The sequence below is a fragment of the Bacillus sp. 007/AIA-02/001 genome (assembly GCF_004634455.1).
GTDB lineage: Bacteria > Bacillota > Bacilli > Bacillales > Bacillaceae_G > Bacillus_A > Bacillus_A cereus.
On record NZ_SEIY01000009.1, the window covers coordinates 72,869 to 86,038 of the forward strand.

The window sequence follows — 13,170 nt, forward strand, 5'->3', positions numbered from 1 at the left end:
TTCGCCACCTTTGTAGACAAATTCCTATGTTTAAATTTATGAGAGGAAACAAGATATATGACTTGTATTTTAGGACAACGAACCCAGCATAATTTTATTATGTAAACAGTTATAAGAACTGAATATTATTCCTTCTAGCGTTTTCTATCCGATACTATAAGTAAAAAAGCCTGTTTAAGCTCCACACTTAAAACAGACTTTTCCTACTTTTTATTTTAAAAACACATAACAAAAAGTTTGATTTTTGACTTAACACATCACTTCTATTGTAAATCCACCAGGTGCTTCAACGTAAAACGTATACGCATGGACATGCTTAGGAGGCTCGACCAAAAATCCATCTTCCTTCAATCTTTCATTTATCTTATCTACTTGTTCTTCACTTTCTTGTGGAAATCCTACGTGAAATGTTCTTGGATACTGAACTTCTTTTCCTTTCATTAAAGTTAGTATAAATCCATCATTATCACGCATAACTGCAAAGGCATTCCCTCTTGTTCCACTACAAGTTAGACCAAAATACTTCTCTAAAAACTCTCTAGCTGCTGTTACATCTGTAACTGTTAAATTAAGATGTTTAATTCCCAATCCTTCACCTTCTTTCTCAATTTTCTAACATTTTATCATACAAATAAAAAACACGCCTTCCACAGCGTGTTTCATTGCTTTACATACACTTCAACAATCGGATTCTCTTTATTATCCGCATGCAAGCGTATATTCTCTTCACTTGTATTATAAATACTAGCTAATAACATTATCGTTAACACATTAGGTGTCTTCGCATCACTTCCGTATTTTCTCTCAAGCGCTTCCTTATATTCAAAATCTAAATCCCCCTGCACATATGTATACACTTCAAAACCATCTTCTAAATTGCAAACTACTGTATCAATAATATCTGTCCCTACTTGCTTCTTCATTTCCTCTCGTAACGCTTCAATAAAATCTTCCCATGGTACTTCGTATGTCTGAAACTGATCTGTAGATTTCATGCCTTTTCCTCCTTATATATCCTCTTCTTATATTTCCCCTTTCCTATAACAATTATGATAGATAGGGCATTCGTACAAGCCGCACTTGTCCCCCTTACATATCGTATTACTGTAATGCGGAAGGAGGAAAGAATATGCATAGACAAAAATGTTATGATACATGCCAACGTTATTTCGGAAAAGTTGTTCGGATTGAAGACCGTGATGGCCGTATACATTTAGGTAAAATAATCGATGTGACACAAAACTCTGTATGGATCGAACCGGTGCAACAGCGCTCATCTTTTGATTCAGGGTTCGGATACTACGACGCTTATGCAAACGGTGGTTGTGACCTTTGTGGAGGCCTTAGCAGGTGTGATAGTTGTGGATTCGGATGCGGTGGTGGATTCAGCAGCTGCGGATGTGGTGGTCGTGGTTGTAGTAGTTGTGGTTGCGGCGGCTGGGGAGGCGGCGGTTGTGGCTGGGGTGTTGAACTCGGATTTGGTTTCATCTTCGGAATTACATTAGCTGCATTATTTTTCATTTAACATAGTAAAGAGTTGGCTACCTTTAGCCAACTCTTTTTCTTTATTTTTCACATATAAAAATACGATGCCCTAAAATGTGTTGGTACATAAGCCGTACATTTTCATGCTGTGCCCACGCCTCATATAACTCATTCGGAATATGTGAGGATACATTCCATTCTGGCTCTTCTACATAGCCAGAGATTGTTTCTGCAATCGTGCCACCACCCGCAATTGTAATTCTTTTAAAATTTGCTTTCTGAAATAATTGTACCCACTCATTCTCAGTTAACAGTTCTTTCATGCCATATAATTGGGCGATTTTTTCTTCCTCACCCTTATCAATGTGCCTATCAATAATCATTTCAATGACAACAAGCTTACCGTCCTGCTGTAATACACGATAACACTCCGAGATAACCCTTTCTTTGTCTGTAAAAGCGATGATTGATTCTCCAAGTACGAACTCAAATGAGTTATTCAAACACGGTAAATGCTCTACATTTCCTTCAATTAATTGTATATCTAACCCTTCAAACAACCATCTATCTTTTGCCTTTTGAATCATAATTTCATTCTTTTCAACCGTTGTTACTTTATAGCCAAATTCCCTTGTCATATACGCCGCTGTTTTCCCCGTACCACAACCTATCTCAAGGACATTCGCTCCATATTTAAAAGGCAGTTGTGCTAACAATTGTTTTGTTAACGTAAAGCCACCAGGATGAGCACTTCCTATTCCGTAATAAGCTAGGAAATCGATGTATGTGTTTCGTTTCATGGGATTCTCCCTTTTTTATTTTATATATTCGAGCACGGAAGAAAAGTGCATAGAAAAAAGGGCGTATTGTACGCCCCTCATCTTACTTATCCTCTGTAATATATGCCCATTTATAGCTGTAGTCTCCACCAACCGGATGGTGAACAATACCTTTTACTTTCTGTCTTTGAACGATAGCATCACCACGTTGATATAATGGTGCAATTACAGCATCATCAAGTAATATTTTCTCAGCTTTTAGTAAGCTATCCCAACGTTCTTTCGTTTTCGTTAATAGCTCGCCTTTACCTTTTTCTACAATTTCATCATATTTTGGATTTGAATATCCAGTTTGGTTATGAGGACCATTTGTAACGAACATATCAATGAATGTCATTGGATCTAAGTAGTCAGGGCCCCAACCAGCGTAAGATAAATCATAATCTAAATCTGATTCTAATTTTAATTTTTGTTTAAACGGTTGATTTTTCAAGTTCACTGTTAACCCTGGTAAGTTTTTCTCAAGTTCTCCTTTTAAGAATTCTCCTACTTTTTTCGCATTATCGCTATCGTAGTTTAATAGCTCAATCGTTACTTGCTCTTTTCCAAGTTCTTTTTTCGCTTTTTCCCAATGCTCTTTTGCTTTTTTCACATCTGTTTTTAAAATATCTCCGTTATCTTTACGGAAGTCTTTTCCATCTGGACTCTTCGCAAATTCTTTTGGTACTAAGTAATCTGCCGGTGTAGATCCGTCATTTAAAATTACATTCGTTAAACCTTTTTTATCGTACGCTTTTGCAATCGCTAAACGTAGATCTTTGCTCTTTAACACTGTATCTTGCCCACCACGTTTTTGGTTTAAACGTAAGAAGAACGTTGATGGTGTTTTTTGTGTATAGAAGTCTGGATTTGATTTATATTTGTCAACCATTTCAGATGTAAGTCCCGCACGATCGATTTGTCCACTTTCATATAAGTTTACACGTGTACCGCTATCTTTTACTACGTTAAAGTTGATTTCATCTAACTTCACTGTTTTATTATCCCAATATTGTGCATTTTTCTTTAATTTCCATCCTTCTTCATGTTTCCAGTCTGTCAATGTAAACGGTCCGTTGTATAACGTTGTATCTGCTTCTAAACCAAATTTTTCACCTTTTTCTTTTACGAATTTTTCATTTAACGGATAGAATGTTCCGAATGAAGTTAATTCTACAAAGTAAGGAACTGGATTTTCTAATTCTACCTCTAATGTGTAATCATCTACAGCTTTTACACCTAACGTATCAAGTGGTGCTTTCCCATCATTAATTGCTTTTGCGTTCTTTAAATCAAACATAATGTATGCATATTCTGCTGCTGTATTTTTATCTACCGCACGTTTCCAAGCAAACACGAAATCTTTCGCTGTTACAGGCTCTCCATTTGACCATTTTGCATTTTTATTTAATGTAAATGTATACTTTTTACCATCTTCACTCTTTTTATATGATTCAGCAACTCCTGGTGTTGCTTTATTATCTTTATCAAGTCGATATAAACCTTCCATTACGTTGTTTAAAGCTAGAAACGATACTTGGTCTGTCGCTTTAGCAGAGTCCATAGATGGAATCTCTTGAGACTCTGTTAAATTAAGCACTTGCTTCGCCGCTAGCTTTCCGCCTTCTTTTTCACCGCTTTTTGGTGTTGTGCTTGCCTTCTCTTTATCTCCTGATCCAGAGCAAGCTGTTAATGCCATACTCATTACTAAAACTGGTGCTACGACCGCTGTCAATTTTTTCATCTTTTTTCTCTTCATTTTTTTGTACCCTCCCCAATTATATGTACGATATTAACATTTAGAAATTCTCTACTAACTTTCGTTATCAGAAAATTCTTATTAATTAATATTCTACTGTTTTTTTAAATTTTGTAAAGTATTTTTGTAAATTTTCTAAATATTTATTTTTTTATTATAGTAACTTGTTGTTTTAACTACTATATGAATTATCCCCCGTCTACTATATGTAAACATCCCTCCCCTTATTCCACTCTATTACTACGTTCTATATTTTTCTTATTAGCATGAGGTCTCTTACTATCATCTGTCTTACTACTTACTGACCTCTCTAAATCCCTCCGATAGAACCTTCCTAATTACCTACCCGATTCTCAATAGGCTAACGAGATTTATTCCCTTATACATACTAAAAAGCATTTCAAAAGCAGCTCAGCCACTTTTGAAATGCTTTCACTTTATTTTTTTCCGCCATCCTCAGTTACATACGCCCACTTAAAGCTATATTCTGGACTGATGTTATGTTTCACAATTCCTTTTACATTCGGTTTCATTACATACGATCTTCCTGTTTGATATAAAGGAACTAACCCTGCATCTTCTTCAAGGAATAATTTTTCAGCTTTCCCTAACGTTTCCCAGCGTTTTTTCGCATCACTCATTAATTCATTACCTGCTTTTCCTACCATTTCATCGTATTTTGGATTTGAATAACTCATTTGGTTGTACGGGCTCTTCGATTCAAACATATCAATAAATGTCATTGGGTCCGCATAGTCTGGACTCCAACCTGCATAAGAAATTTCATAATCTTGCGCAGTTTCTAATTTTAATTTTTGTTTGAACGGCTGAATTTTCGTATTAATCGTTACACCTTTTAAATTTTTCTCAATTTGATCTTTTACATAGTCAGCAATCTTTTTCGCAGTTCCATCATCATAGCTTAGCAATTCAATTGTAACTTGATCTTTTCCAAGTTCTTTTTTCGCTTCTTCCCACGCTGCTGCTCCTTTTTTCGGATTATATTTCAGACCATTTTTAAATGTATCTTGATAATCTTTACCATCTGGCCCTGTCGCAAGTCCTTTTGGAACCAATTGATCTGTTGCTTTTGAACCATTATTTAAAATTACATTTGCCAATCCTTTTTTATCAACTGATAATGCAATTGCTTCACGAAGTTTTTTGCTCTTTAAAGGCGTATCTTGTCCGTTACGTTTTTGATTTAAACGTAAGAAGAATGTACTTGATTCCGCATACTCACCATATTCTTCTTTGTTCGATTTATATTTATCTACAAACTCTCCTGATAGTAATGTAAAATCAATTGATCCTGTATCATATAAGTTTACTTTCGTTGCAACCTCTTTTACTACACTATAGTTAATTTCTTCTAATTTCACAGTCTTTTTATCCCAGTACTTATCATTTTTCTTCAGCTGCCAACCTTGTTCATGTTTCCATGAAGACATAACGAATGGACCATTATACACAGTTGTATCTGCTTCTAAACCGTACTTATCACCTTTTTCTTTTACGAATTTTTCATTTAATGGATAGTATGATGGGAATGCTAATAAATTTAAGAAATACGGTACCGGTTTTTCTAATTCTACTTCTAGCGTGTAATCATCTACCGCCTTCGCCCCTAATTCAGTTACAGGTTTTTCTCCTTTATTAATTGCTTCTGCATTTTTAATATAGTAAGCAATAAATGCATATTCTGCCGCAGTATTCTTATCAAGTAAGCGCTTCCATGCAAAAACGAAATCTTTCGCTGTTACAGGATCACCATTTGACCATTTTGCATCTTTTCGCAGTTTAAACGTATACTTTTTACCATCTTCACTTTTCGTACTAGACTCTGCCGCAGCAGGAATTGGCTTATTATCTTTATCAAGGCGATATAGGCCTTCCATCGTGTTCCCTAAAATTTGCGAACCTAATGTATCAGTAGATTTAGAAGTATCCATCGTCGGAATTTCTTGGTTTTCCGTACGATTTAATACTTGTTTCGCTGCATATTTAATATCAGATTTTTTTTCTTCCCCACTATTTGATGTAGTAGTCGTTTTCTTTTCCCCACCTGACCCAGAACATGCTGTCAATGCAACACTCATCGCTAAAACTGGTACTACAACTGCCGTTAACTTTTTCAGCTTTTTTCTCTTCATTTTTATACCCTCCCTAATTATATGTACATTACCAATCCTTGAGAGACCCCTTACTAAAGATTCGTTTTTCAGAAAATTACAACTAATGTTATTCTACTCTTTTTTTCGTATTTGTAAATAGTTTAATTTTAAATATTCTGATTTTTTTAATTTAGTATGATTTATCCCCCATCTACTATATGTACATACTATACACCTTATTCTCTTCTATTTAACCACACTAAAAATTAGTATTTTAAGCTCACAAAAAAAGCATTTAAAAGTAGCTAAGCCACTTTTAAATGCTTTTTCAACTCTATTATTTTTCAGTCACATATGCCCACTTAAAGCTAAATTCTGGACTGATATTATGTTTTACTACTCCCTTTACATTTGGTTGTAAAACATAAGAATCTCCTCGTTGATATAAAGGTACAATCGCTACATCTTCTTCAAGTAATGTTTTTTCAGCTTTTCCTAACTCTTCCCAACGTTTTTTCGCATCGCTCATTAATTCCGTTCCAGCTTTTTTCACCATGCCGTCATATTTAGGGTCAGAGAAGCTCATTTGGTTATGAGAATGTCCAGTCTCAAACATATCTAAGAACGTCATTGGATCTGCATAATCCGGATTCCATCCGCCATACGAAATATCATATTGTTGTTCAGTTTCTAATTTTAGTTTTTGCTTAAATGGTTGAAGTTTAATATTAACTGTTACACCTTTTAAGTTTTTCTCAATCTGATCTTTAATATATTCGCCAACTTTTTTCGCATTACCAGTATCGTAGTTTAAGAATTCAATCGTAACTTGGTCTTTTCCAAGTTCTTTTTTCGCTTCTTCCCAAGCTGCAGCCGCTTTTTTAGCATTTGGTTTCAAACCGTTTTTAAACGTCTCTTGGAAATCTTTACCATCCGGTCCGGTTGCTAATCCTTTTGGCACTAAGAAGTCAGCTTCTTTTGATCCATCATTTAAAATTACATTTGCTAAATTCTTTTTATCAATTGATAACGCAATTGCTTCACGTAATTTTTTGCTCTTTAATGGCGTGTCTTGTCCATCACGTTTTTGGTTCATACGAATGAAATACGTACTTACTTGTGAATATGTGCCAAATTCATCTTTCTTGCTTCTATATTTATCAACGAACTCTCCATTTAATAAAGCAAAGTCAACTTGACCGCTATCATATAGATTGACTAAAGTCGCAGCCTCTTTAACAACACTAAAGTTAACTTCTTCCAGTTTCACAGTCTTTTTATCCCAATATTGATCATTTTTCTTTAATTGCCATCCTTGTTCATGCTTCCAATCTTTAAGAACGAACGGTCCGTTATAGACAGTTGTATCAGACTCTAAACCGAACTTCTCGCCCTTTTCTTTAACGAACTTTTCGTTTAATGGATAATATGATGGGAATGCTACTAAGTTTAAGAAGTACGGTACTGCTTGCTCTAACTCAACTTCAAGCGTAAGATCATCTACTGCTTTTACTCCTAATTCAGTTACAGGTTTTTCTCCTTTATTTACTACTTCTGCATTTTTAATCGGGAATGCGATAAATGCATACTCAGCAGCTGTTTTTGGATCTAATAGACGTTGCCAAGCGTATACGAAATCTTTCGCAGTTACTGGATCTCCATTTGACCATTTTGCATCTTTGCGTAGTTTGAACGTATATTTTTTACCATCTTCACTTTTCGTGCTAGATTCTGCTGCTGCTGGAATCGGCTTATTGTCTTTATCAAGACGATATAACCCTTCCATCGTATTACCTAGCATTTGTGAAGATACTGTATCAGTTGATTTTGAAGAGTCCATCGTCGGAATCTCTTGTGTTACTGTTCGATTTAGCACTTGTTTTGCTGCTAATTTTTCCCCTGACTTACTATCTCCACTAGAGCTAGAATTTGTGCTTGTCTTCTTATCTCCACCTGATGTAGAACATGCTGTTAACGCCATGCTCATTGCTAAAACCGGTGCTACAACTGCTGTTAGTTTTTTCATTTGTTTCTTTTTCATTTTGTACCCTCCCTAATTCTTAACGATAGCTACTAAAGAATTTTCTGATAATTCTGTTTTTCTCTATATATTTATCAGACGATTCTTACTAATTCTTATTCTACTAATTTTTTAATTTTTGTAAAGTATTATTATTGAAAATTTTTAAAAAATTATTTTTTTACAGTAATATTCATAAAAATGCCATATGTTGTTCAAACCTTATTTCGCATTCATACACATTTGTTGTTTTAATCACTTTCATCTCATTTACCACTTGAATACTTGTTAATTATTGCTAATAAATAATGCATATATCTAAAAACATCTTTTCTACAAAAATAAAAAAGCAGACATTTCGTCTGCTTTAATTCTCCTCAATTTGCTTTTCACTTAATCCTAGATGTGTTCTAAGAGTATTACTCAAACTCTGTAGATCTTTTTTATTAGGATTATAATAATATACACGTTGCCCGTTTGGGCCATTAGGTAAGTATAAATCATCACCAGCTAATTGTATTTTTTCAACTGAACCGTTTAAACCGTATTTATAAAAAGATAAAATATCATCCATTACTAAATTTGTTTTAAAATCACCATCAACCGCCTCAACTATTTTTTCTAACTTCGTAATCGATCCTACACTTTTTAATTTACTTAAAATCGCTTCAATAACAAGTTGTTGGCGCTGTCCTCTCATTGCATCACTATCAATATGGCGCGTTCTTGCTAGTGCAAGTGCTTCTTCCCCATTTAATTTTTGTAATCCTTTTTTCAAATGAATCGCATCAGGTTCATCTTTACTATTTTGCTCCGTAAATTCAACTGGGACATCCACTTCAATACCATCTAACCCATCAACAATTTTAGTAAAGGAACCAAAATTAAATTTCACAAAATAATCAACAGGCACCTGTAACAATTTTTCTACCGCTTCCACAGAAGCTTGCGGTCCTCCATCTTTACCATTTTTAACGAAACCACTTCCATATGCATGGGTTATTTTATCTTTTTTCTTTTCAACTGGAACATATGTATATGTATCACGCGGTATGCTTGTTAATTTCACTGTTTTATCGTCTTTATTAAAAGTCGCTAACAATAATGCATCTGTATGAAATGCACCATTATATTCCTTTTGTCGTTCTTGATTTTCATCAATTCCCATAATTAAAAGTGAAACATGATTTGCAATTGGCTTTACAGATTTCTCACGTAAATTGGATTTTTCACCTCGTGCTAAATTCAAATTAGATTTTTGTACAAGACTAGAAGTTTTCATATATACATAGGCTCCATAGCCAATTCCACCAAATAGTAATACCGCCAGTAGTAAACTTATTATCTTTTTCTTTTTATATTTTTGCTTATTTTTCTCTTCTCTTAAAGATGAATGATTCCTCATTTACTCTCCTCCTGTTTCTATTGATCCAATATGTTTTTCATTTTTTCATATTTAGCGCTATCCTTTTGAAACATACTTTCTTTCAATCCCTTATCTATTTGTATCCATTCAGTCGTAACTGAATATTGAATCAAGCCTTCTTGAAAACTAAGAAATTTCAACATAATCCCTGTATTTTTCTCCACAACCATTTCGAATTTCCCTCTTAAATCTTCAGAGGTGCTAACAGGCATCTCTATGTTTATAACTCCTTCAATTTTGTAACAATCTAATCCAAGATATTTCGTTTCTTTATAATTCCAATCTTTATATCGAATTAATAAATCTGCGAATTCTGATTGAATACTATATTTAGCTAGCCCTACATATTCATCATCATATCTCTTTTTCTCATCTGATTTTCTCACTAACCTTTCCGTAGGATTTAATTTTAATAGTTCATTGTTTCTTTCTTTCGGGTTCCATTTTGTCTCTTTATAGGTATACTTCTCATCATCAAACTCTTTTTTCTTGCCCTCGTTATATATAATTGTTCGTTTTTTGGCTAGTTTATCTTCTTTCGAAGAGATACCTCTTTGTTTCTCCGTATCAATCGCATACTTATATGTTGTAGCAATTCTTGATGAGCTAGAATATTCCTCAAATTGTCCTGAAATATTTTTAAAATAATCAATAGAATCTAGCATTTTTTGATGAATCTTTTCTTTATCTGGATAATGTACATTCGATTTTATTTCTTCTTCATTTTCATAATCAGAAAACGCTTTTTTCTTTACATATTCAAATACTCCACCATTTTGCGCAAAACTTTGTATAGAAAACTCAGACATAGATACCACTGAAAGTATACAAACCGCTGCACTAATTATCATCATATGAATTTTGTAACTCTTCTTTTTTACCTGAAGATTATGTAGCGTGCCATTAATTTTTTCATTTAACTCTGGAGGTACTATAACATTTTCATCTTTTATTCTCTTTTTTAATTTCTCATCAAATAATTTTTCATTATCCATCCTTTACACCCCCTATTCCATCTTTAATCGTTTTTGTAGTTGTTCCCTCGCGCGTGACAATCTTGATTTCACTGTTCCTTTCGGTATTTCTAACAGCTTTGCTATACTCTCTTGATTCATGTCTTCATAGTAATAAAGCACCGTAACAGCTCTTAATTCTTCATGTAACGATTGAATCGCATTACACAAATCTATATCTTCATACTGATCACACGCACTCATATTGTAATCATTCTCCTCTGTCACAATTACATTTTTATACGCTCTAATAATATTGTTACACTCATTTATTAGTATTCGAATTAACCAAGTTTGAAAAAATTCTTCTTTTTTTAATTTTTTTATATTTTCATAGGCTTTTAAAATTGTTGTCTGTATCGCATCCTCTATATTTGTCTCATCACGTAACATCGCCTTTGCTATTCGATACATCTTCACTTTTTCTGTATGTATAAGCGCTATAAAGGCTTCATGATCACCTTTTTTCGCTAAAGAAACATCCGTTTCTTCTTTTATAATCATTTTATATAAAGGGATTACTTTCACAATCGTTCCTCCTGTTTCATCCTCACTTCATCACTTCCAATTTAACTTTACATATATTAGACGTATGAACCTAGAAAAAGGTTCACTTTTTTGAATATTTTTTTAATTAAAAAGATAAATATCCTTTATAAGGATGCAATAAACATACTAGTTTAAATTTACAAATAAAAAAAGCCCACTTTCTCAGTGGACTTTCTACTCTATAACGGTAAATCCCTCTTCCTAAATACTACAATCGCTACGATAAAAATACAAAGCGCTACAGCAGTTAAACTTATACTTACCGGCCATATATTATATGATCCTTCAGCAATTTCTTTCGGACGAAACAGCGTGAATAATGATAGGTTTTTCATCCATTCTAACTTATCACTTAACTTCCCTACCATATCCAATACGAAAAATAAGATAGTTAAACTCGCTGAATAACTTAGTGCTTTTCTTTCGTCATTACATATACAAGAAAAGAAAAATGAATAGGCACTAACGACTAAAAATATGAGCCCTCCGACTACATTTATCTTCAAAAATAATTCTTTATTTAAGTTATTATCCTCTAAAAACCATTCAGCACCTACTATACCCGCTACATACGTAACCGCTACAATAATCAGTAGTCCTAATATAAGAATAGCCGCTTGCGTAATTGCGATTTGTACTCTAGATACAGGCGTTGCTAGCAAGTATGCCATTGCTCCTTTATCTACATGACGAGCAATTAAATGTGTCGCAACTGTTACGCAAAAAATTGTTAAAATGATAATAAATAATAGACTATAGTATTCGCCCGCTAGAAAATCCATTACGTTTTGAATCGGACTTTCCATACCAACGATTTTTTTCACACTATCAGGCATGGCACCTATTAATTCATTTAGCCCTTTCGCTGATACCATTGACGGGAATATCCAAATTAATAACCACAGATATAAAGCTGCACCAGACGCATAACTCAAAATACTTTTTTGTGTTTCTTTCAAACTAGCTAAAAATAATTGCTTATTCATGCGTTATCCCTTCTTTCTTATCGTAATAATGCATAAATAAATGTTCTAAATCCATCGCTCTCGTTTGAAGTGCCGTTACATTGTAGTTTGAAAGTGTTTGTAAAACAGTTTGATAGTTTCCTTGTACAATGATAGATGCCTCTCTGCCTTTTACCGCTTCAAATTGCAAATTACACTTTGTAAGAGACTCAATCTCTTCTTGTGATGATACTGTTACATCTATCACCTGTCTTCTCATACTTTGTAAATCGTGAATATTTTCAACCGTTACGAGTCGACCATCTTTAATAATAGCTACTCTGTCACAAGTTCTCTCAATTTCAGTGAAAATATGCGAAGACATAAGAATTGTTTTTCCTCTTTGCTTTTCCTCTAATATTAAATCTATAAACACTTGCTGCATAAGTGGATCAAGTCCAGATGTTGGTTCATCTAAAATTAACACCTCTGGATCGTGCATAAATGCAGCGACTATCCCTACTTTTTGCTTCATTCCTTTAGACATTTTGCGAATCGGTGTTTTCACATCAAATTGCAGACGTTCTATCAGTTCATCTCGTCTTTTCGTATCCTTTAATCCACGCATTCCTTGCATTAATTTTAAAAACTCTAATCCGTTCATTCCTTCAATAAAAGAAATTTCACCCGGTAGATAACCAACTTCCCTTTGAATTTTCGCTGCTTCATTCCAACAATTTAATCCAAAAATTGTCGCTTTACCAGCTGTCGGTTTTATAAATCCCATTAAATTACGAATCGTCGTTGATTTTCCGGCACCATTCGGTCCTAAATAACCAAATACTTCTCCCTCTTTTACATCAAATGTAATATGAAACAAACCTTTTCCATTCGAAAACTGTTTTGTGACATCTTGAACTGAAATCATAATTCCACCTCATTTTTTGAAATATTTAATATGTGATATTTCAAAATTATTGTACTCCTCATCTTTCATATTCGCAACAACTTTTTGAAATATTTATCAGTCCATATTTCAAAA

12 protein-coding genes are annotated in these 13,170 nt (G+C 33.8%); 1 reads left to right on the forward strand and 11 read right to left on the reverse strand.

Features of this window, described 5'->3' with window-relative positions:
- Positions 1-249 precede the first annotated feature (249 nt).
- Positions 250-588 carry a VOC family protein gene (locus tag ES895_RS17915; protein ID WP_000511523.1) on the reverse strand — a complete coding sequence of 113 codons (339 nt, stop codon included), beginning with the start codon at positions 586-588 and terminating at the stop codon, positions 250-252.
- A 71-nt stretch (positions 589-659) separates the two neighbouring features.
- Positions 660-995 (reverse strand): hypothetical protein, encoded by a 336-nt coding sequence (locus ES895_RS17920; protein WP_000842888.1) that lies wholly within the window; start codon positions 993-995, stop codon positions 660-662.
- 134 nt (positions 996-1,129) lie between these two features.
- On the opposite strand from ES895_RS17920, the gene ES895_RS17925 reads away from it, so the two are divergent.
- Complete coding sequence (locus tag ES895_RS17925; RefSeq protein WP_000554977.1) at positions 1,130-1,525, forward strand: hypothetical protein; 396 nt, start codon at positions 1,130-1,132, stop codon at positions 1,523-1,525.
- 40 nt (positions 1,526-1,565) lie between these two features.
- Here the strand turns inward: ES895_RS17925 and ES895_RS17930 are convergent, their stop codons facing one another.
- The 9 genes from ES895_RS17930 to ES895_RS17970 all read right to left on the reverse strand — a co-directional run bounded on the left by ES895_RS17930 (position 1,566) and on the right by ES895_RS17970 (position 13,056).
- Positions 1,566-2,285, reverse strand: a complete 720-nt coding sequence (locus tag ES895_RS17930) for a class I SAM-dependent methyltransferase (RefSeq protein ID WP_000828247.1) — start codon at positions 2,283-2,285, stop codon at positions 1,566-1,568.
- 82 nt (positions 2,286-2,367) lie between these two features.
- Positions 2,368-4,062 carry a peptide ABC transporter substrate-binding protein gene (locus ES895_RS17935; protein ID WP_000823449.1) on the reverse strand — a complete coding sequence of 565 codons (1,695 nt, stop codon included), beginning with the start codon at positions 4,060-4,062 and terminating at the stop codon, positions 2,368-2,370.
- Positions 4,063-4,499: 437 nt separating this feature from the next.
- Positions 4,500-6,215: a peptide ABC transporter substrate-binding protein gene (locus ES895_RS17940; RefSeq protein WP_000823429.1), complete on the reverse strand. Its 1,716-nt coding sequence runs from the start codon at positions 6,213-6,215 to the stop codon at positions 4,500-4,502.
- 298 nt (positions 6,216-6,513) lie between these two features.
- A complete protein-coding gene (locus ES895_RS17945) occupies positions 6,514-8,217 on the reverse strand; it encodes a peptide ABC transporter substrate-binding protein (protein WP_000730165.1) in 1,704 nt (567 codons plus the stop codon).
- Positions 8,218-8,563: 346 nt separating this feature from the next.
- Positions 8,564-9,601: an LCP family protein gene (locus ES895_RS17950; protein ID WP_135238542.1), complete on the reverse strand. Its 1,038-nt coding sequence runs from the start codon at positions 9,599-9,601 to the stop codon at positions 8,564-8,566.
- Positions 9,602-9,618: 17 nt separating this feature from the next.
- Positions 9,619-10,617 carry a hypothetical protein gene (locus tag ES895_RS17955; protein WP_000368246.1) on the reverse strand — a complete coding sequence of 333 codons (999 nt, stop codon included), beginning with the start codon at positions 10,615-10,617 and terminating at the stop codon, positions 9,619-9,621.
- Between the two features lie 12 nt (positions 10,618-10,629).
- Positions 10,630-11,163, reverse strand: coding sequence for an RNA polymerase sigma factor (locus tag ES895_RS17960; protein ID WP_000864723.1), 534 nt, complete (start codon positions 11,161-11,163; stop codon positions 10,630-10,632).
- A 200-nt stretch (positions 11,164-11,363) separates the two neighbouring features.
- Complete coding sequence (locus ES895_RS17965; RefSeq protein WP_087967720.1) at positions 11,364-12,170, reverse strand: ABC transporter permease subunit; 807 nt, start codon at positions 12,168-12,170, stop codon at positions 11,364-11,366.
- A complete protein-coding gene (locus tag ES895_RS17970; RefSeq protein ID WP_016111144.1) occupies positions 12,163-13,056 on the reverse strand; it encodes an ABC transporter ATP-binding protein in 894 nt (297 codons plus the stop codon). The genes ES895_RS17965 and ES895_RS17970 overlap by 8 nt, the downstream gene beginning before the upstream one ends.
- Positions 13,057-13,170: the final 114 nt, after the last annotated feature.

Excerpts from the sequence above, each read along its gene's own strand:
- ES895_RS17940 (WP_000823429.1), bottom strand. The coding sequence starts at position 6,215 with ATGAAGAGAAAAAAGCTGAAAAAGTTAACGGCAGTTGTAGTACCAGTT.
- ES895_RS17970 (WP_016111144.1), bottom strand. The coding sequence starts at position 13,056 with ATGATTTCAGTTCAAGATGTCACAAAACAGTTTTCGAATGGAAAAGGT.
- ES895_RS17920 (WP_000842888.1), bottom strand. The coding sequence starts at position 995 with ATGAAATCTACAGATCAGTTTCAGACATACGAAGTACCATGGGAAGAT.
- ES895_RS17925 (WP_000554977.1), top strand. The coding sequence starts at position 1,130 with ATGCATAGACAAAAATGTTATGATACATGCCAACGTTATTTCGGAAAA.
- ES895_RS17950 (WP_135238542.1), bottom strand. The coding sequence starts at position 9,601 with ATGAGGAATCATTCATCTTTAAGAGAAGAGAAAAATAAGCAAAAATAT.
- ES895_RS17955 (WP_000368246.1), bottom strand. The coding sequence starts at position 10,617 with ATGGATAATGAAAAATTATTTGATGAGAAATTAAAAAAGAGAATAAAA.
- ES895_RS17965 (WP_087967720.1), bottom strand. The coding sequence starts at position 12,170 with ATGAATAAGCAATTATTTTTAGCTAGTTTGAAAGAAACACAAAAAAGT.
- ES895_RS17945 (WP_000730165.1), bottom strand. The coding sequence starts at position 8,217 with ATGAAAAAGAAACAAATGAAAAAACTAACAGCAGTTGTAGCACCGGTT.
- ES895_RS17930 (WP_000828247.1), bottom strand. The coding sequence starts at position 2,285 with ATGAAACGAAACACATACATCGATTTCCTAGCTTATTACGGAATAGGA.
- ES895_RS17935 (WP_000823449.1), bottom strand. The coding sequence starts at position 4,062 with ATGAAGAGAAAAAAGATGAAAAAATTGACAGCGGTCGTAGCACCAGTT.